Raw genomic sequence first — 18,996 nt, forward strand, 5'->3', positions numbered from 1 at the left:
ACGCGCGCATCCCGGCGGCCTGTGCTAGGGAGCGCGACGTGAGCTTCCCGCACTCCGTCATCATCCCCTTCGACCCCTCCACCGTGGACGCCGCCTCCCACTTCGCCCGCGCCCTCGCCGGCCGCGCTGAAGTGGTCCTCGCCGGAGACGGCCAGCCGGACGTGGCTTCGAGGCCCGGGCTGCATGTGCTCAGCGTCCAGGGAGGCAAGGGCGCGTCCATCCGCGCGGCCCTGCCCCACGTGACGAGCGCGGTGACGGTGCTCCAGGACCCGGATGCGGCCTACGCGCCGGACGCCTACGAGTCGCTGATGGGCCCGCTCCAGGCGGACACCGCGGACGCCGTCTTCGGTCGCCGGGGCGCGCCGGGCCTGAAGCCGGAGCTGTGGGCCGAGCACGCCCTGGGCCAGATGACCCGCTTCGTCACGGATGTCGCGGTGAACGACCCGCTCAGCGGCGTGCGCGCGTTCCGCACGGAGGCCCTGCGCTCCGTCACCCTCACCAGCGACGACGACGCGGTGGACGCGGAGCTGGTGGTGAAGCTGGCCGCGCAGCTCTACCGCCTCACCGAGGTCTCCCTGCCGCCGATGCAGGCCGTGCCCCGCCGCCCGCGCGCCGCGCGCCTGTCGCAGCTGCGCACGCTGATGCGCTACGCCACCGTGCGCGACGATGCGGACAACCAGCACGAGGGCTACACCACGCTGGAGCGCATGGACGGCGCCACCCACTACAACCAGTGGCTGGGCCGCCGCTTCCGCGCGCACCTGGGCCGCCGCGTGCTGGAGATTGGCGCCGGCATCGGCACGATTACCCGCGAGCTGGAGTCCGGCGCGGAGCTGCTCATCGCGCTGGAGGTCGACCGCTTCTACGTCGACCGCCTGAAGAACCTCTTCCGGGGTCGCCCCCACGTCCGCCCGTACCTGTCCGACGTCGCCCTGGCGGACTGGGAGTCGCTCAAGCAGGAGCACCTGGACACCATCGTCCTCTCCAACGTGCTGGAGCACATCCCCGACGATGCGTCCGCGGTGCGCCGCTTCCGCCAGATTCTGGCGCCCGGAGGCCGGGTGCTCATCCTCGTCCCCGCGCTGGAGCAGCTGTTCGGCAGCATCGACGAGGCCGTGGGCCACTACCGCCGCTACACCCCCGCCACCCTGCGCGCCGTGCTGGAGGAGAATGGCTTCGTGGTGGAGAAGCTGGAGTGGATGAACCTGGTGGGCATGCCCGGCTGGTTCGTCAACAGCCGCCTCCTGCGCCGCCGCTCCGTGCCCAAGCTCCAGCTGAAAATCTACGACACGCTGGCCCCGCTGTTCGCCCGCGCCGAGGCGAACGTGAAGCTGCCGGTGGGCATGAGCCTCTTCGCCGTGGCCCGCGTCACCGGAGGCGAGGCGTGAGCCTCCCCGTCAGCCGCTCATCGACGACCCGGAACACCCCGAGGAGCGCCGCACCGTGAGCGTGGCGCCAGGACCCGCCACCGAGTCACAGCCCGCTTCGGAGTCCTCGGCTCCCGGCCCCACCGGGGCGCCTCTCCTGGCCTCCCGAGGCGCCCCTCGCGCGGTCTGGGTCGCCCTGGCGGCGCTGTATGTGTTGTTGTTTCCGTACCACCCCAGGCTGCGCTCGCCCAACGAGCTGTGTCGGCTCTGGCAGAGCATCGCGCTGGTGGAGCACGGCACTCTGGACATCAACCAGGTGCTGCGCGCCCGGGGCTATGTGGGCGACCTGTCCGTGAAGGACGGGAAGTACTACCCCAGCAAGGCTCCGCTGCTCTCGTTCGCCGCCGCGCCGGTGTACGCCGTGCTGCGCGCAGCCTCCGGCCCGGAGCCCGTGCCCGAAGTCCCGCTCGTCTTCTTCTCCCGCCTGTGGCTCACCGTGCTGCCCACCCTGGGCCTGCTGTGGTTGGTGCGGCGCTACCTGCATGCCTGCCTGTCGGCGCCCGTCGCGGACGCCCTCACCGTGACGTACGGCCTGGGCTCGCTGGCGTTCAGCTATTCGCTGTTGTTCATGAGCCACCAGACGACGGCGGTGCTGCTCTTCGCCGGCTTCTTCGCGCTGTGGCGCTGCGCGCGCGGGGAGTGGCGCGAGCGGGGCTACCTCCTCGCGGGCGCGTGCGCCGGCGCCACGGTGGCGGCGGAGTACACCGGCGCGCTGGGCGTCCTCGGGCTGGTGCTGTACGCCACGCTCACCTTCCTCTTCCGTGACGCCCCGGCCCGCGAGCGCTGGAAGGGCCTGGGCCGCGCCGCCGCGCTCGCCACGCTGGGCGCGCTGCCCTTCGTGCTGGCGCTGATGGCGTACCACCAGGCCACCTTTGGCCACCCGCTGACCAGCGGGTACAAGTACCTCAACGACTCCGGCTACCAGCCGTGGCACCTGGGCGGCTTCCTGGGCATCCGCACGCCGGACCCGCGCGCCTTCACCCTGTCGCTCGTGTCGCCGCTGCGCGGGCTGTTCACCCTCGCGCCGTTCCTGCTGCTGGCCATTCCCGGCCTGACCCGGCTCAGCTTCCGTCGCGGCGCGGACGCCCTGGCCGAACCCCGCGCCCTGGCGTGGATGACGGCGGCGCTCGTCGCCGGCTACCTCTACTTCACGTCCTCCTTCTCCTATGACTCCTGGGGTTGGACGACGGGCCCGCGCCACCTCACCGGGCTGATTCCCTTCCTCCTGCTGCCCGCGGGCCTGTGGCTGGAGCGGCTGCGCACGGGCGGGCGGACGTGGGCCCTGGGTATCGCGGCCATGCTGTGCGGGGCAGCCATCCTCACCACGGGCCTGGCCACCTTCGTCAATTACATCCCAGACGATGTGTCGAACGTCCTGGGAGGTCTGACATTGCCCCTGCTGAGCGCGGGCTTCTACCCGCCCTCCGTGCTCTCCTTCCTGGGCGTCCCCCAGCCAATCGCTGGCATCCTGTTCCTGGGTGCACTTGGCGGTGTAACACTTTGGGTCCTCGCGGTGCTGGCGACGTCTCCTGGACGGCGCGGCCCCACCCTGGCGGCGCTCGGCTCCGGGCTCGCGACGCTGCTCCTCCTGGCCACCCTGCACCACGGCTTCACCCGGGACGATGACGCGGACCATAAAGCCACCCAATTCCTGAAATCCGTGTGGCTCGCACCTCCCAGCGGGGCAGTGTCCTTCTGGCCCCACCAGGGTCGTTAGCGCTTCGGGACTTTCAAGCTTCATCGCGATTTCAGCGAATCACAGACGTACAAGCAGACCTGGCATGGGTGGGAAACGCCCTCGCAACTTTTGCGATGTCCGCAAAGGCTTGTCAGCCCAGGCGCGTCAGCGTTCACCCAGCGTCAAAGACAAACGGCCGGGAACATTGGCGCGAGGGCTCCCGGAAAGCAGGCCCACGACTTGCTCAGGTGCACCCCGGCATTCGTCCCGCCGCGCGTCGGCAAGGAGCCGTTGGTGCGTCCCCCGTCCGTCATTCCGATGTCGCGAAACCTCCGCCATGCCTCCCGGGGCATGGCGCTGTTGATGGCCCTGGGCATCATCGCCTTCATCAGCGCCGCCGTCGTCGTCTCCCTTCGCAAGGTGGCGGCGGAGAGCGCGCTGCAGGCCCAGGAGCGCCGCAACCGCGAGGCCCACTTCGCCGCCGAGGCGGGACTGGCCGAAGCCCGGGAGACGGTGCGGCTGCTGCTCGGAGGCAACCGCAGCTTCGGACCTGTCTTCCTCGCGCTGGGCAACGCCTACAACAACACGGGACTCAATGGCTACGTCCAGGGTGAGGCGGGCCTGCCCAGCACCGCCGCCGTCCCCTGGTACGAGGTCATCGGCTGGACGCCCTACTCGCTGGCGGCCGCGTCCTCCGGGACGGCCATCGACTCGGACATCGCCGCCGCCAACCAGGAGCTGACCGGCCCGGACGGCACGCGCATCTTCGACTACCCCACCCAGGAGCGACTCTTCTACCGGGTCTTCCTGGTCGACGACAACGAGAGCGACGGCAACCGCACCACTGACAGCAACAACCGGGTCTGGCTGGTGGCCGTGGGTGAGGTCCGGGGTCGCGACAACACCCAACCCCAGCGCGTCATCATCCGCGCCCTCATCACCAGCGGCCTGGGCGCCGGCGGCAGCTGCAGCCCCGAGGACGCCAACGGCTCCGCCAACAACGGCGAGTGCTGACCCCTTCTCTCTTCCTTTCCGCTCCCTACCCCAGGACTCCCGCCATGCCGCGCTTCAGCAGCCTCATCATCGCCGCGCTGGCCCTCACCGTCCCCCTGGCGGCAGTCGCCCAGGACGGAGGGACCGCCTCCTACAACCCCTGCATCGACACCACGGGCGAAGACAAACAGCCTCCCTTCACCGCGGATGCCGGCACCCCCAGCGCCATCATCCTGACGCCTGACGGGAAGCTGCGGCTCAACACCAACCGCAGCGTGCTGGACCCGGAGCGAATCATCCTCCCGTTCGACCAGGAGCTGGAGGCGCTCATCGTCCACGACAACGCCGGCGGTGGCGCCTCCAACACCCTGGGCTGGTTCTATTACGACGACCTCGTGAATGGCGGGTACATCGACGTCAAGCTCCCCGAGGACAACAACGACGACGTCCTGCTCGACAGGGACAACAACGGCGTGCCGGACTTCCACGAGGACCTCTACAACCTGAGTCCCAACCGGTACATCGGCCTGGGGCCCCGCTGTGGCGGCCAGGCGAAGACCTTCGTCCACAAGCGGCCCGACGGCACCAACGTCACCCTGCGCGAGCCGGACCTGCTCACCGGCCCGTGCAACGCCCCCACCAGCTACACCGCCACGGGAGGGCCCCGTCGCTGGCCCGACGGCGGCGCGTATGGCGCCAAGCCGGGGGGAGGCGTCGTGGGCCGCAAGGTGGCGGACTACGCCAGCGCGCTGCTGAACAACGATGACTACATGAAGGCGAGCACCTCCGTGCTCGACCTCGTCAACGAGTACTTCAGTGACAGGGGCCTGTTCCCCCACATCCCCAACCTGCTCGAGCCGCGCGCGGCGGAGAACGGCTTCGGAGGCATTGGCAAGCTCATCTATCTGGCCACGGACGATGACGGCAACCACTGCCCCAATGGAAGCACGTTGGGCGATTCACCCTTCGCGGAGTGCTTCCAGCCGCGCTTCGCCTACAGCGAAATCAACGGCGTGAGGACTCAGGTGGGTCCCATCTGGGACAGGCCTTCGGGCGGCGCCGAGGACGGCCTGCCGGACTACAAGGCCAGCGCCTTCGACAATCAGGGCCTGCTCATCCCCGGGAAGAACCCGCAGGCCGCGCCCAGCGAGGAGGACCGTCGGCAGAAGATGGGTCGCATCGAGGGCGGGCGGGAAATCGTCTTCTTCCTCGTCACCTACGTGGAGCAGGTCTACGGCGACGCCACGGACACCTGCTTCATGACCGAGACGATAACGCGTCCCGATGGCACCACGCGCCTGCAGTGCAACCTGTGGGGGCACGGCGACATCAACGTCGTCTTCACGAAGACGCTGCTCAACCTGGACCTGCACCAGACCGAGGGCAACGTCGTCACCACCAAGGAGCTGAGGGGCGGCTGGCTGGACAGCGTCGCCTACACGCGGCTGCGCACGCCCGCGTATGGAGACGTCCGGTTCAACTCGACCCAGACTCAGACCGTCCATTCCTACTTCCAGCGCGCCGCCCACACGCTGGTGGGCGCCCCGGTCGACAACCCCCGCGTCTGGATTCTGGGGTGGGAAGACCAGAACTCGGGCGGCAACCGCACCTACGACGACACCGTCATCCTCATCAACAAGCAGAACAACGGCACGTTCAAGTCGGACATCGTGTCCAGCATCTCGCTCGACGTGGCGCAGGACTACACCATCACCTCCGTCGAGATGACCATCGACGACACGCCGTACCACAACGTCAATGGCCAGCAGGCCGACTGCAGTCCCAACATCAACCTGCCCAAGCCCGACGGCAGCGGGACGTACCAGCCGCGGCCCCAAATCACCTATCAGGTGTCGCTCGACTGCAAGATGTGCGTGGACCGCTGCGAGACGACCAACCCCGACTTCCAGCCCAATCCCAATCCGTCCTGGGTGACGGTGCCCTTCCCGGACGCGCAGGCCACGCCGGGCTCGCGGGTCAACCTCACCCGGACAATCAACGACTTCCTGGAGCGCGGCTACACCGGCTCGCAGCTGTGCTGGCGCGCCATCTTCGAAAGCCCCGGTGAGTCCTGCCAGCCGACCATCTCCAACGTCAACATCTCCTACAAGGCGCAGAAGGCGGGCCAGTACGGCCGCGCCTCCGTGCTGCCCGTGGCGAACACCATCATCTTCGGCCTGTCGGAGACCCCGGGCCGCACCTGGTACTCGCCCGACCCCTGGTACGAGAACTCACCGTCCCCCTCGAACCGGCTCTACCCGTCCTACCGCATCTATGACCGGCGCCTGGATGTGTCGGAGCGCGGCCACGTGTACCTGCGCCGCCTCTATGAGCCGGAGAACCCCTCCAGCCAGAACAGCGCATCGGACGACTGGGACCAGTGGAACGCGGGCGACCGGCTCAACCACTTCATCCGGACGACCCTCCCCACGGAGCGCAAGCTCTACACCACGCAGCCTGGCGCCACCACGCCGGCGCGAGCCACGCTGGAGGGCCTGTCCGCGGAACCCAACAACTCCAGCCCGCTGTTCCCCACCGCGCCGAACTCCACCGACGAGACGAAGAACTTCTGCGCCGACTCGCTCGCCGGTCGCTATGACCTGAACCAGGATGGCCTCTGCAACCAGCTTGACCGCAACACCCTGCGCAACTGGGTCTACGGCTGGGAGATCAACAGGTTCACCACCGCCCCGGGCGGAGAGCCTGTCACGCGGCGCACCTGGCCCATGGGCGGCATCAACCTGTCGACGGCGGCCATCGTCGGGCCGGCCAGCGAGCCCACCTGGGTGAAGCGCGCGTCGCCCAACGAGCAGGAGGCCTTCCGCAGCAACACCTTCATCGGGAACAACGCCCTGAAGAACCGGGACGCGGTGGCCTTCATCGGCAGCACCACGGGCTACCTGCATGCGCTGTCCCTGGGAGAGCTGCGCTCGGGAGATGACACCTGCACCAGCTTCAAGGACTTCCGAGGCTACTTCGCCCACTCCACGGGTTGCTCGTCCTCGCGCGAGTACGGCACGGGGGATGAGCTGTATGCGTACCTGCCCGGCAAGCTCCTGCGCTTCTTCGCGGAGAACTACGTGCGCGGGCAGGACAAGACGAAGCGCGCCACGGTGGATGCCTCGCCGGCGGTGGCGGCGGTGGACCTGCGCTCGGACACCGAATACACGGCCGACAAGGGCCACAACCCCTCGACGGGCAACATGTGGAAGCTGAGCACGGCCCCTGGGGACCGCCTGGGTGCCAAGACGGTGCTCGTCACCCCCACCGGCCCCCGGCAGAGCGTCTTCTTCGCGCTGGACGTCACCCGGCCCGCGGAGACGGCCGACGGCTACCCGGGGGTCCTCTGGGAGTTCGACGCGCAGCGAGACCGCTTCACGACGGGCAACAGCGGCGGCGTCCCCTGCTCCACCGTGTCCGCCTCCTGCCTGCCGCTGGAGGAGCTCTTCACCGCCTACCGGCCGGACACCGCTGGCTCGCGCCACAATCCCCTCCTGGTGCGCATGGACTTCGGCACGGCGAGCGGCAAGAAGTGGGTGGCGGGCTTCGCGAGCGACTACACGCCCAAGCAGTACGGCGGGCAGTCCACCCGCGCCGCGCTCTACCTCATCGACGTGAAGACGGGGCTCCCCGTCCAGCTGGCGTCGACCGTGACGGGAATCCAGCAGCGCAGGAGGATGGCGGGCGTCGTCGTCCTGGGCGACGAGGGCGAGGGCATTGGCAGTGCACCCGTGGCCATCGACGCCGACAACGACAGCAACTACGACGTCATCTATGTGGCCACCACGAAGGGCCGCGTCTTCCGCGTCAACCTGCGGGACGTGAACGCGTCCCGAGACCTGGGCAAGGTCATTGGCGCGTGTGTCATCGCGGATGCCCGCAATGACCGCGACCCGGCCACCAACGCCAAGGTGCGCAACGCCGACCAGCAGAGCATCTACTCCAACATCGCCGTGACGCAGGAGCGCACCGGCGCGGGCACGTCCGTGCGCATCTTCGTGGGCACGGGCAACAACCCGGACGACGACAACGAGGTCGCCGACCAGGACCCGCGTCCGCGCTACCACGTCATGGCCTTCAACGACCCGAACCCGCTGAGCGCCAACTGCACGGGCAAGAGCGTCGCGTGGGTGCGGGAGCTGGACGAGCGGCAGGTGGTCTGGGGCGGCGTCACGGTGGACGACGAAGGCACCGTGCACACGGCCACCGCGGTGGGCACGTCCGCCAACCTGTGCAGCCTCGACGCGGACGAGAGCGGACGGATGTATGCCTACAGCGCCACTTCCGGCACGCCCACGGCGGACAGCGGCAAGAGCCTGGAGGGCCATGGCCTCACGCAGCCGGTGGCCTTCGACAAGCGCGTCTTCTTCCAGGGCACCAACGGCATCACCAGCACCGGCGCCGGCAAGCAGTTCAACAACGAGACGGGCACCGGCAACGGCAGCACGTCCCGCACGCTCATCTGGGACGTGAGGCCGGGCGGCAACATCCAGGGAATCATCCCGTGAGGACCTTCATGTTCGCGTCACGACGCACGCACCGGGGCGTCACCCTGCTGGAGGCCATGGCCACCATGACGGTGGTGGTGTTCGGCATCCTCGGGGTGGCGCTCGCGGTGCTCGCCTCCGCCAAGCAGAACCGCCGCAACCTCATCCAGGCCCAGGCGGGCCTCATCGCGGAGCAGGAGCTGGAGCGCATCTCCGCCATGAAGTGCGTCACCCCGGCCCCGGCCCGGCCCTGCGCCAACATCGAGGCGCTGGACCGCCAGACACGTCCGGTGTGGTGGAGCTCCAATGGCACGCCCCGGGACGTCCTCCCCGGCGCGGGAGACCCCATCCGCCTGAAGTACGACGTCGCCGTGGACGTGGACCCGCCCATGGAGGGCGAGGAGCGAGGCTCACCCCAGCTCGTCCGCGTCGTCGCCAGCCAGACGCTGCTCAACGTCGTCAACGTGCGCGTCACGGTGAGCTGGCTGGACCCCGACGCGGGCCGCCGCGCCGTGGCCCTGCAGACACGGATGTCACCATGATGAAACCACTCCATCCCCCCAGGGGCTTCAGCCTCATCGAGATGATGATTGCCAGCACCATCGCGCTGGTGGTCATCGCCGGCGCGGTGTCCGCGGGCACGTACCTCCAGCGGCGCGGCCTGCTCGAGGAGCGCACCATGGAGACCCAGAACGCCGGGCGCGCGGCGCGCGACCTGTTCACCCCCGCGATTCAGCGCGCGGGCGAGGGGTTCGGCAGCGCGCCCCTGTTCCTGGGCGGCTCGAACGCCGAGGTGCGCTACGCCGTCTGGGCGAACACCAACGCGGGGCCCTCCGCCGGCTTCGCGCAGCCCACCGGCGTCTACGCGGGCCTGAGCTCCGACGTGCTGGAAATCTATGAAGCGGATGCCACGCGCGCGCTGCGGATGATTGGCTGCGTTGGCAGAGGCACCGACTCCCGCCAGGGAGGCGTCGGGCCCCTCTGCCTGGAGACGCCGGCGCCCGCCAACACCGACGCGGGCATCCCCGCCGGAGCCCCCCTCGTGCTGGCCGACCCGGGCGTGCGCGGCGCCTGCGTGGGCGTGGCCCAGGCCACGCGCAACGTCCCCTCCCCCAACGGCAACAACAACCTGGGCTGGATACCGGGCGCGCCCTCCGCCACCGCGTACACCCCCACCAGCTTCTGCACGGGCACCGGGTCGGACACCTCCGCGCTGTGGATTGAAAACACCGACGATGACCCGCTCCTCTTGCCCCTGGCGTCACGCATCTTCCGCGTCAATTGGATCAGCGGCCGGCCCGTGCTGGAGATGGACCCGGACGGCGCGCTGGGCGAACAGGAGTTCCAGCAGCTCTCGGAGGAAATCGAGCGGCTGCGCGTGCGCCTGGGCGTCGCCGACCTGGACAACCCGGCCGCCCCCTTGCGCTACTTCCCGGACACGGCGGCGGTGCCTCCCAGGCCCGCGGTGGACCAGTGCGACAACGCCGGGTGCTGGAGCCTCATCCCGGGCGACGCGGGCTCGATGGGGGCCAGCGAGTTCGGCCCGGGCAGCGCGCGCGACGAGCTGATGCGGCGCGTCCGCGTGGTGGAGCTGCTCATCACCGCGCGCTCGAACAAGCCGGACACCCAGGCCTTGAAGCTCATGGGAGACGCCGGCACGACGCTCGACGACGAGGGCAATCCCCAGGATGGCTACAAGCGGCGGCATTTCCTCATTCGCGTGATGCCGCGAAACTTCGGGTACGCGGGGGGCTGAGATGCGGAACACACGACACGGAATGACACTGCTGGAGCTGATGGTGGCGCTCGCCATCCTCGGGCTCCTCACCAGCCTGGCGACGACGGGCTTCCAGGCGTTGACGCGCAACCAGCGCGCGAGCGCCGCCACGCGCACCATCCTCATCGCCGCCCAGGAGGCGCGGCAGCAGGCCCGGACCTCCCGGCAGGCCGTGCGCCTGGCGAGGACGACGACTTTCGAGAACGGGGTGAGCGTCCCGGCCCTGCGCTGGGAGAAGCCGGACTGCGCGCCGGGGGACACCTGGGGCACCCAGTGTCCTCGCACCGAGTGCCTCTCCGCCGCCTGCGGCACGAGCGGCTGCACGTGCGCGCAGGTCGGCGACGCCATCCCCCTGCCCCCCGAGCTGGACATCACCAGCTTGCACGGCGTGTGCTGGCTGGGGGAGTCCGGCCGGCCCGTCTCCGGGACGCCCACGGCCATGTGTGACGCCTCCCGCGCGGCGCCAGCGGCGGGCACGCTGCGCATCCTGCGCAAGCGCCTGGGGCCACAGGAAGTCGCGCTGCCGGACCGGGTGCTCAACGTGGACGCCCTCACCGGCAACGTCACCATGACGGACTGCGAGCTGGCCCCCACGGCCACCGGCTGCACTCCCTGAGCACGACATTCCGTGCCACAGTTGCCTCCTCCCAAGGAGGAGGCAGTGACGATGATGAAGCGGTTCGCCCTGGTGATGAGCCTGTGTCTGGCCCCGAGCGCCTATGCGGCGGATGACGTCGTGGACGTGTGGAAGGCCAAGTGCAAGTCCTGTCACGGAGATGACGGCAAGGCGCAGACCAAGATGGGCCAGAAGGAGTCCATCGTCGACATGAGCCAGGTCGCCTGGCAGGCGGCCGAGTCGGACGCGGACATCCGACAGGCGATTGCCGACGGCTCTCCTCGCAACACGAAGATGAAGGCCTTCAAGGACAAGCTCACCGCCGCGCAGATTGACGCGCTGGTGGGATACATCCGCACCATGAAGGCGAAGTAGGGCCAGAAGGCGCGCTGAATAACCCCGCGAGGGGCCGCGTCAGCCGAACACAGAAACGGAGCCGCCCATGAAGACCCTCTCCACCGCCCTCGTGTTCTGCCTGGCCATGGCTGGACTGTTCTCCTCCGTGCGCGCGGACGCATTGACGACTCCCCGAATCGAGCCGGGCGTGTCCCGCCCGGAGCCCCTGTCGCTGCGTCCCGATGACGGCAAGGGCGGCGGAGACGGGGACGACAAGGGCGGCGACGACAAGGGCGACGACGAGGAGAACGAGGAGGACTACCGCTCCCGCTACGCCGGCATCTCCGGCGCCGCGGCGCTGGAGCTGGTGGACCCCGGCGCCCTCAATGACCTGATTCGCCTGCGCGCGGCCGCCCGCTACGGCCGCTACTGACGCCTGGCTGTCCGCCCCGCTTCAGGCCCAGCGCGTCTGGGACTCGTCCTGGGCCTGGACCACGCGGGGCAGCGTCACCGAGAAGCACGTCCCCGCCTCCAGTGAGGACGCGACATCCACCCACCCGCCGTGGGCGGTGACGATTTGCGAGACGATGTAGAGCCCCAGGCCCAGCCCGTGACGGTGCGGCCGGGGCATGCCCGGCTCGGGCGTCGCGCGGTGGAAGGGCGCGAACAGGCGCGGGCGCAGCGAGTCCGGAATGGGCGGCCCCACGTTGTGGACCTCCACGCGCTGGAAGAGCGGGTCGCTCGCCGCCAGCCGCACGCGCACCGACGAGCCGTTCGGACTGTGCTGCAGGGCGTTGCCCACCAGGTTGGAGAGCACCTGTCCCAGCCGCTCCTCGTCCCAGACACCGCGTGACTCGCCGTCCACCTCCAGGTCCACCCGCTGCTGGGGATGGGCCGGCTCCAGCTCGGAGATGATGCGGCGACACACCGACTCCATGCACACCTCGCGCGGGCGCAGGGGGATGCCTCCCGCCATGCGCGCGCGGGTGAAGTCCAGCAGCTGTTTCACCAGCCGCGTCATGCGCTCGGCGCTCCCGTCGATGCGCTGCGCCATGCGCCGCACCTCCGGTGTCAGCGTGGCCTGGGCCAGCAGGGCCGCGGCGGACAGGCGCACCGCCGCCAGCGGGTTGCCCAAGTCGTGTCCCAGCACGCCGATGAAGCGCTCCTGGAAGCGCGCCTCCTCGTCCCGCTCCAGCTCCTGGCGGCGGCGCGCGGTGACGTCCCGGCTGATGCCGAACAGGCCGTAGACGGTGCCGTCGCCGCGGCGCAGCACGCCCTTGGTCGTCTGCCAGATGCAGTCGCTGCCCGGGCCGCCCTCGGAGTCCTCGTAGGTGGCCGTGACGCCGGACTCCATCACCGCGCGGTCATGCGCCAGCGTGGGCCCCGCGACGTCCGCGCCCATCAGCTCCAGGTCCGTGCGGCCCAGGATGTCCTGGGGCGTCCGGTTGAAGGCCCGCGCGGTGGCGGGGTTGATGAGCACGTAGCGCGCATCCACGTCCTTCACGTAGATGGCGTCGGTGGCGCTCTCGATGACGGCATGCAGCAGGTCATGGTCCCTGCGCAGCGTCTCCTCGGCGGCCATCCGCTCCGTCAAATCCTCCAGGAAGACGACGGCGCCGTCCTCCCAAGGAGAGACGCGCGCCAGCAGCCAGACGGGCCCCACCGACGACTGGCGGGCCAGCCGTACCACCTCGGGCTCGCGGCGCACCGCCACCCGGACACATGCCGCGAAAAGGCCACATTCGCCCACCCACGGCGCCTCCTCGAGCAGTTTCTGGCGCACGAGCGAGCGCTCTTCGCGCCCCAGCCAGCGCTCCGCGTGCGCATTCGCGGAGACACACTCGAAGTCCAGGATGCCGTGCCCAGCGGAGCGAACGCTGCGCAGCACCATCACTGCTTCGGAGGGGGGTGCGCCCGCCCCGCTCATCACCCTGTTGATCCAACGGCCGGATTGCATGGCTGGCGTGTGGCACCCCCCAGCGATGCCTTGCAGGAGAGTAGGTCCTGCCCCGGGCATGCGGCCAACCCACCCCCGGTCTGGCTGATTCGTGGAGGACACAGCATTCGCGGCCGCGTCGGCTCCGACACACGACACGCGATGCGCTCTGTCGTTGACCTGTCAGGGGCATGCCCCTAATTACGCCGGGGCCCTCAGGGGTCCACTCATGGACACTCCTTTCACACAGAGGCTGGATGGCGAGGCGGCGCGGCAAGGCGGCGAGCCTCTCGTGGCGGGTGACACCTTCGCGCGGTTGCTGGCGGAGCTGCGTCCGGGACACCGCGCACGGACGCAGGGCCTGAAGGGCTCCGCCCGGGGCCACGTGCTCGCGCGCCTGCACCGGGCGACAGGCGCGCCGCTCGTCTGCGTGGCGGCGGACGAGGAGGCAGCCGATGCCCTGGCCGCGGACCTCGCCTTCTTCCTGGGCGGCACCGGCACGCTGCTGAGGCCGAGCGTGCTGCGCCTGCCCGCCGACGAGGTGCTGCCCTACGACGAGCTGTCCCCGGAGGCCGCCGCCGTCACCGAGCGGCTGGGCGCGCTGTTTCACCTGTCTCAAGGCACGCGCTTCCCGGTGCTGGTGCTGTCCCTGCGCGCGCTGCACCGCCGCGTGCTGCGCCCCGACGTCATGGCCGCGCTCACGGACCGGGTGGTGGTGGGCCAGGACCATGACCGGGACGCGCTCGCGAGGAAGCTCTCCCGGATGGGCTACCAGAACAGCCCGCTGGTGGAGGACGTGGGGACGTTCTCCGTGCGCGGCGGCCTGCTGGATGTCTTCAGCCCGCTCTACGACAAGCCGGTGCGCCTGGAGTTCTTCGGGGACACCATCGACTCCATCCGCGCCTTCGACCCGGAGTCACAGCGCACGGTGGACGCGCTGAAGGAAGTGGACCTGGTGCCCGCGCGGGAGCTGCTGCTCACCGAGGACACCCGTCCACGCGCCGAGGCCGCCGCCCGCGCCGTGGCCGAGCACATCAACCTGCCCACCATCCAGCTGCGCGAGCGGCTGGACGCGCTGCGCGAGGGGATGCCCGGCTTCGGACTGGAGGGCCTGCTGCCCGCGCTGTTCGAGGGCGGCCTGGCCACGGTGTTCGACTTCCTGCGCAAGTGGAGCCCGGAAGCGCCCGTCTTCTATCTGGACGACCCGCTGGAGCTGGGGCGTACGGCGGACGCGCTGTGGGACGAGCTGGAGCGCACCTTCGCCGCGGCCGAGGAGCGCAAGGATTTGGTGCGCCCGCCGGCCGAGCACTTCCTCTCGCGCGAGGCCGTCGCGGAGCTCTTGGGTGGCTATCGCGTCGTCGAGGGCGGAGGCCTGTCGCTCACGCAGTCCGAGAAGCCGCCGGTGCTCTTCCAGTTCGGTGGCACCCAGGACCTGCGGGAGGCGATTCTCGCGCACCATGGTGAAGAGGGCGCGCTGTCGCCGCTGGTGGACCGGCTCCAGCGCTGGCGGGACTCGGGCGTCGCGTGCGCGGTGGCGTGCGGCACGCTGAGCCAGGCGGACCGGCTCAAGCGGCTGCTGTTGGACCGCAACGTCATGGTGAAGGTGCACACCGAGCCGATGACGGACGCATCGACGCTGTACGAGTCGTCGGTGTGGGCGCACCTCTTCACGGGCGAGGTGAGCCAGGGCTTCGTGGACGGCTCGGGCGGGCTGGCGGTGCTGTCGGACGAGGAGATTTTCGGCGTCCGCGCGCGTCGGCGCGTCAAGCGCGGCAAGAAGCTGGAGGCCTTCGCCGCGGGCTTCAAGGACCTGAAGGAAGGCGACCTCATCGTCCACACCGACTTCGGCATCGGCCGCTACTCGGGCCTGACGAAGATGGAGGTGAACGGCGTCCCCGGGGACTTCCTCGTCCTGGAGTACGCGGGCCGGGACAAAATCTACCTGCCGGTGGGCCGCATGCGGCTCATCCAGAAGTTCACCGGCGGCAACCCGGACACCATCCAGCTCGACAAGCTAGGGACGACGAGCTGGGAGAAGACGAAGAAGCGCGTCAAGGAGCAGCTCCTCAAGATGGCGGCGGAGCTGCTGCAAATCGCGGCGTCGCGCCGCGCCCACCCGGGCCACTCCTTCAGCGCGCCGGACCGCTACTTCGCCCAGTTCGAGGCGGACTTCGAGTTCGAGGAGACGCCGGACCAGGCCAAGGCGATTGAGGACGTGCTGGCGGACATGCAGAAGCCGGAGCCCATGGACCGGCTCGTCTGCGGCGACGTGGGCTACGGCAAGACGGAGGTCGCGATGCGCGCGGCCTTCAAGGCGACGCTGGACCGCAAGCAGGTGGCGGTGCTGGTGCCCACCACGGTGCTGGCGCAGCAGCACTTCCTCTCCTTCAGGAAGCGCTTCAAGGACTACCCCGTCACGGTGGAGGTCATCTCCGGCATGAAGAAGCCGCCGGAGGTGCGGGAAATCCTCAAGCGCGCCAAGGAGGGCAAGGTCGACATCCTCATCGGCACCCACAAGCTCCTGGGCGGCGAGGTGGCCTTCAAGGATTTGGGGCTGATGATTGTCGACGAGGAGCAGCGCTTCGGCGTGAAGCAGAAGGAGTCGCTGAAGAAGTGGCGCTCCCAGATTGACGTGCTGACGCTGACGGCGACGCCCATCCCCCGCACGCTGCACATGAGCATGTCGGGCGTGCGCGACATGAGCATCATCGCCACGCCTCCTCAAGACAGGCGCGCCATCCGCACCTTCGTCATGAAGTACGACCCGATGGTGGTGAAGGAGGCGATTGAGCGCGAGGTGGCGCGCGGCGGACAGGTGTTCTTCGTGAACAACCGCGTGGAGTCCCTGCCGTCCATGGAGCAGCAGCTCCGCGAGCTGGTGCCCCAGCTCTCCATCGGCGTGGCGCACGGGCAGATGGGCGACGGGCAGCTCGAGAAGGTGATGCTGGAGTTCACCGAGCGCAAGCACCAGGTGCTCCTGTGCACGTCCATCATCGAGAGCGGCATCGACATCTCCAGCGCCAACACGATGATTGTGAACCGGGCGGACCAGTTCGGCCTCGCGCAGCTCTACCAGCTCAGAGGCCGCGTGGGCCGCTCCAAGGACCGCGCCTACGCGTACCTCCTGGTGCCCACGCGCCGGGCGGTGACGCGGGACGCGCAGCGGCGGCTGGAGGTGCTCCAGAACTTCACCGAGCTGGGCGCGGGCTTCTCCATCGCCAGCCACGACTTGGAGATTCGCGGCGCGGGCAACCTGCTGGGCGAGAAGCAGTCCGGCGCCATCGCCGAGATTGGCTTCGACATGTACGCGCAGCTCCTGGAGGAGGCCGTCGCGGAGCTGCAGGGCCAGCCGCCCAAGGTGCAAATCGAGCCGGACGTCACGCTGCCCATGCCGGCGCTCATCCCCGACGACTACGTGGCGGACGTGCACCAGCGGCTCGTCTTCTACAAGCGCTTCAGCCAGGCCAGCCACCCCGACGAGGTGACGGACCTGCGCGCGGAGCTGGTGGACCGCTACGGAGAGGCGCCGGACGAGGTGGACCACCTCTCCGAGCTGACGCTGCTGAAAATCGACATGCGCGACTTGCGGCTGCGCGGCCTGGAGGTCGGCACCCAGCGGCTGGTGGTGACGCTGGGCGCGGACGCGCTCCTGGACGGGCCGAAGGTCGCCGGGCTGGTGCAGCGCTCGAAGGGCTACTACCGCCTCACGCCGGACATGAAGCTCATCGCCCGCGTGGCGCAGGGCCTCCAGGGCCACGACCTCATCGCCGAGGCGCGCAAGGTGCTGCGTGACTTGGACCACTGCTCGCTGCCCCGGAGCTGAGCCGGCCCTCAAACGAGAAGAGGCCCGGGACCGCGAAGTCCCGAGCCTCTGTCTCCACTCCAGTTCGCCGGTGATTACGGCGTGCCGTCGTTGCCACCGCGCTTGAACAGCTTGCCCAGCGCGACGACGAGGAACGCGAGGCCGGCGAAGACGACCTTCTTGCCGGCCACCAGCACCGCGAGCAGTCCCTTGAAGAGCCCCGCCTTCGCGGCCACCTTGCCAGCGACCAGACCCGCGACGCCGTACGCGGCCACGCGGCCGGTCTTCGGGTCGAAGTCCTCATAGCGGTGGCCGGGCTGGAAGTGCGTGAAGCCCAGCACCTGCTGCATGTCCTTCTCCACCTGCGGCGGCGCCACCATGCTGGAGACGGCGTTGAGCACCAGCACGCCCTCCTTGCCCAGCACCCGGACGCTGTAGTTCAGCGTGTGCTCCTTCGAGTCACCGAAGCCCAGCTCCCGCGCCCAGTACAGCTTGCGCGTGCTCGCGTCGTAGCGCGGAGTCGCGGCCCAGCCCACCAGCGCCACCGCCTCGTAGCCCGCCTTGACGCGCTCGGCGTTCTCCTCGCGGGTGTTGTTCTGCATTTCCTCGAGCAGGTCCGCGTAGTCGATGCCCGCCGCGTCCTCGTCCTCCACGTGGCCGTCGTCGTCGTACTGGATGACGACGCCCCAGCTCTCCGGCGAGTCGACGCTCACGTCCGAGGGAATCAGCATGCCCAGCGTCTTGGAGCCGGGCGGATTGCCCCAGACCTCCACGAGCACCTTCTCCGCGTCCTCCGGCGACAGGTAGCCGAAGCTCTCCGGCACCACCAGCTTCGCCAGCCCGCCTCCCAGCACCACCTCGCCGGTCCTCGGGTGCAGCTCGGGGAGCGCCGGGGCCTCTTCCACCGCCTCCGAGTCCTCCGCCTGCTCGGGCGCCTGGGCCCACGCGCTCACCGCCACCAACGACAATACGGCAACCCACCACCTGCCACGCTGCATGTGACTCCCCCTCCAGGGATTTCAGACTCGGATGGCCGGAGGGACGCGACACATCAGCATCACTGACGACCTCGCATGCGGCGCGGTGCGCTCGCTGCCCCTGGGTCCGAAGGCGCGGCAACCTGGTGGTGTGCGGGAGCACGCGTCAATTCGGCGCCCCGCACGTCCCAAGCTCAGGCAGCTTCGACTTTCGCGACAGCCACGGGACGCAGGAGAAACTCACGGGCGCCCGCCATGGCGCGAGCATCCTGGAGCACGTCTCCGGGCTGGTTGCCGTGGCCGATGAGGGCGCCTCGCCAGCCCATCTCCATGTAGTCCGCGCTGAGCTGGAGGCTCATCAACAAGGGCTGGGCGACACCGTCATCCTCGTCGGAGGAGTGGCTGGTGACGAGCGACAGCACCTTGCCGCGCATCCGCTCACGGAAGCGCAGCTCCGGCAGCCGGAACCACCAGGACCAGTGCTCCAGGTAGGACACCGCGCTGGAGGGAAGGCCGTACCAGTACACAGGGGCGACGATGACCAGCTCGTCGGCGGCGAGGGTCCGCTCGGCGAGCGCGAGCATCTCCGGGCTCGCGGGCCGTGCCGTGTAACCGCCGGGAGCGTGGCGCAGGTCCTGGAAGGCCTCGTGCCTGTACTCGTTCAGGCGGAGCCAGTCCGTCACGGTGCCGGGTGGCAACGACTCCGCGGCCTTGCGCGCGAGCTGCTCCGCGTTGCCGTTCTCGCGAGCACTGGAGAGCAGGAAGAGGACGTTGCGCGGCGTCGCGGCGGAGGAGCTCATGTCGTCGGTCCAGAAAGGAAGAGGCCAGGGTGCGAACACGGGGTGTGCGCCGCTGACGGCTTCATAACGACGGGAGGGCCACGACGCACGCGGTGCGAGCACCCTTCATCCAGGTGCCACCGCCCCCGCCAACACACTCCGTCGACGGCAGACACACCCAGCGCCCA

13 protein-coding genes are annotated in these 18,996 nt (G+C 69.5%); 10 read left to right on the forward strand and 3 right to left on the reverse strand.

Going from position 1 to position 18,996, the window contains the following annotated elements; translation table 11 throughout:
- Positions 1 to 38 precede the first annotated feature (38 nt).
- The 9 genes from LZ199_RS18460 to LZ199_RS18500 all read left to right on the forward strand — a co-directional run bounded on the left by LZ199_RS18460 (position 39) and on the right by LZ199_RS18500 (position 11,747).
- Positions 39 to 1,388 carry a methyltransferase domain-containing protein gene (locus LZ199_RS18460; RefSeq protein ID WP_253995032.1) on the forward strand — a complete coding sequence of 450 codons (1,350 nt, stop codon included), beginning with the start codon at positions 39 to 41 and terminating at the stop codon, positions 1,386 to 1,388.
- A gap of 55 nt (positions 1,389 to 1,443) precedes the next feature.
- On the forward strand, positions 1,444 to 3,144 hold the full coding sequence (locus LZ199_RS18465) for a hypothetical protein (protein ID WP_407667215.1): 1,701 nt from the start codon (positions 1,444 to 1,446) through the stop codon (positions 3,142 to 3,144).
- A 255-nt stretch (positions 3,145 to 3,399) separates the two neighbouring features.
- The gene (locus LZ199_RS18470; protein WP_253995033.1) at positions 3,400 to 4,119 is read left to right on the forward strand and encodes a hypothetical protein; all 720 of its coding nucleotides are present in this window, start codon (positions 3,400 to 3,402) and stop codon (positions 4,117 to 4,119) included.
- Positions 4,120 to 4,163: 44 nt separating this feature from the next.
- On the forward strand, positions 4,164 to 8,606 hold the full coding sequence (locus LZ199_RS18475; protein ID WP_253995034.1) for a pilus assembly protein: 4,443 nt from the start codon (positions 4,164 to 4,166) through the stop codon (positions 8,604 to 8,606).
- A gap of 8 nt (positions 8,607 to 8,614) precedes the next feature.
- A complete protein-coding gene (locus LZ199_RS18480) occupies positions 8,615 to 9,127 on the forward strand; it encodes a type IV pilus modification PilV family protein (RefSeq protein WP_253995035.1) in 513 nt (170 codons plus the stop codon).
- Entirely contained in the window at positions 9,124 to 10,341 is a 1,218-nt protein-coding gene (locus LZ199_RS18485; protein WP_253995036.1) for a PilW family protein, read from the forward strand. Before LZ199_RS18480 ends, LZ199_RS18485 begins: the two co-directional genes overlap by 4 nt.
- Position 10,342: 1 nt before the next feature.
- On the forward strand, positions 10,343 to 10,978 hold the full coding sequence (locus LZ199_RS18490; protein ID WP_256569223.1) for a pilus assembly FimT family protein: 636 nt from the start codon (positions 10,343 to 10,345) through the stop codon (positions 10,976 to 10,978).
- A gap of 51 nt (positions 10,979 to 11,029) precedes the next feature.
- Entirely contained in the window at positions 11,030 to 11,353 is a 324-nt protein-coding gene (locus LZ199_RS18495; protein WP_253995038.1) for a c-type cytochrome, read from the forward strand.
- Between the two features lie 67 nt (positions 11,354 to 11,420).
- Positions 11,421 to 11,747 (forward strand): hypothetical protein, encoded by a 327-nt coding sequence (locus LZ199_RS18500; protein WP_253995039.1) that lies wholly within the window; start codon positions 11,421 to 11,423, stop codon positions 11,745 to 11,747.
- 21 nt (positions 11,748 to 11,768) lie between these two features.
- Here the strand turns inward: LZ199_RS18500 and LZ199_RS18505 are convergent, their stop codons facing one another.
- Complete coding sequence (locus tag LZ199_RS18505; protein ID WP_253995040.1) at positions 11,769 to 13,241, reverse strand: PAS domain-containing sensor histidine kinase; 1,473 nt, start codon at positions 13,239 to 13,241, stop codon at positions 11,769 to 11,771.
- A gap of 238 nt (positions 13,242 to 13,479) precedes the next feature.
- Here LZ199_RS18505 and mfd point away from each other — a divergent pair, with 238 nt between their 5' ends.
- A complete protein-coding gene (gene mfd / locus LZ199_RS18510) occupies positions 13,480 to 17,073 on the forward strand; it encodes a transcription-repair coupling factor (RefSeq protein WP_253995041.1) in 3,594 nt (1,197 codons plus the stop codon).
- A 74-nt stretch (positions 17,074 to 17,147) separates the two neighbouring features.
- Here mfd and LZ199_RS18515 read toward each other — a convergent pair whose 3' ends face one another.
- Entirely contained in the window at positions 17,148 to 18,050 is a 903-nt protein-coding gene (locus LZ199_RS18515) for a DUF2167 domain-containing protein (RefSeq protein ID WP_253995042.1), read from the reverse strand.
- Between the two features lie 173 nt (positions 18,051 to 18,223).
- Positions 18,224 to 18,829 (reverse strand): flavodoxin family protein, encoded by a 606-nt coding sequence (locus LZ199_RS18520; RefSeq protein ID WP_253995043.1) that lies wholly within the window; start codon positions 18,827 to 18,829, stop codon positions 18,224 to 18,226.
- Positions 18,830 to 18,996 lie beyond the last annotated feature (167 nt).

Source organism: Myxococcus qinghaiensis (genome assembly GCF_024198215.1).
In the GTDB taxonomy this organism is placed as follows: Bacteria; Myxococcota; Myxococcia; order Myxococcales; family Myxococcaceae; genus Myxococcus; species Myxococcus qinghaiensis.

Coding starts and splice junctions, on each gene's coding strand:
- LZ199_RS18500 (WP_253995039.1), top strand. CDS start 11,421: ATGAAGACCCTCTCCACCGCCCTCGTGTTCTGCCTGGCCATGGCTGGA.
- LZ199_RS18475 (WP_253995034.1), top strand. CDS start 4,164: ATGCCGCGCTTCAGCAGCCTCATCATCGCCGCGCTGGCCCTCACCGTC.
- LZ199_RS18505 (WP_253995040.1), bottom strand. CDS start 13,241: ATGAGCGGGGCGGGCGCACCCCCCTCCGAAGCAGTGATGGTGCTGCGC.
- LZ199_RS18515 (WP_253995042.1), bottom strand. CDS start 18,050: ATGCAGCGTGGCAGGTGGTGGGTTGCCGTATTGTCGTTGGTGGCGGTG.
- mfd (WP_253995041.1), top strand. CDS start 13,480: ATGGACACTCCTTTCACACAGAGGCTGGATGGCGAGGCGGCGCGGCAA.
- LZ199_RS18495 (WP_253995038.1), top strand. CDS start 11,030: ATGATGAAGCGGTTCGCCCTGGTGATGAGCCTGTGTCTGGCCCCGAGC.
- LZ199_RS18520 (WP_253995043.1), bottom strand. CDS start 18,829: ATGAGCTCCTCCGCCGCGACGCCGCGCAACGTCCTCTTCCTGCTCTCC.
- LZ199_RS18490 (WP_256569223.1), top strand. CDS start 10,343: ATGCGGAACACACGACACGGAATGACACTGCTGGAGCTGATGGTGGCG.
- LZ199_RS18485 (WP_253995036.1), top strand. CDS start 9,124: ATGATGAAACCACTCCATCCCCCCAGGGGCTTCAGCCTCATCGAGATG.
- LZ199_RS18480 (WP_253995035.1), top strand. CDS start 8,615: ATGTTCGCGTCACGACGCACGCACCGGGGCGTCACCCTGCTGGAGGCC.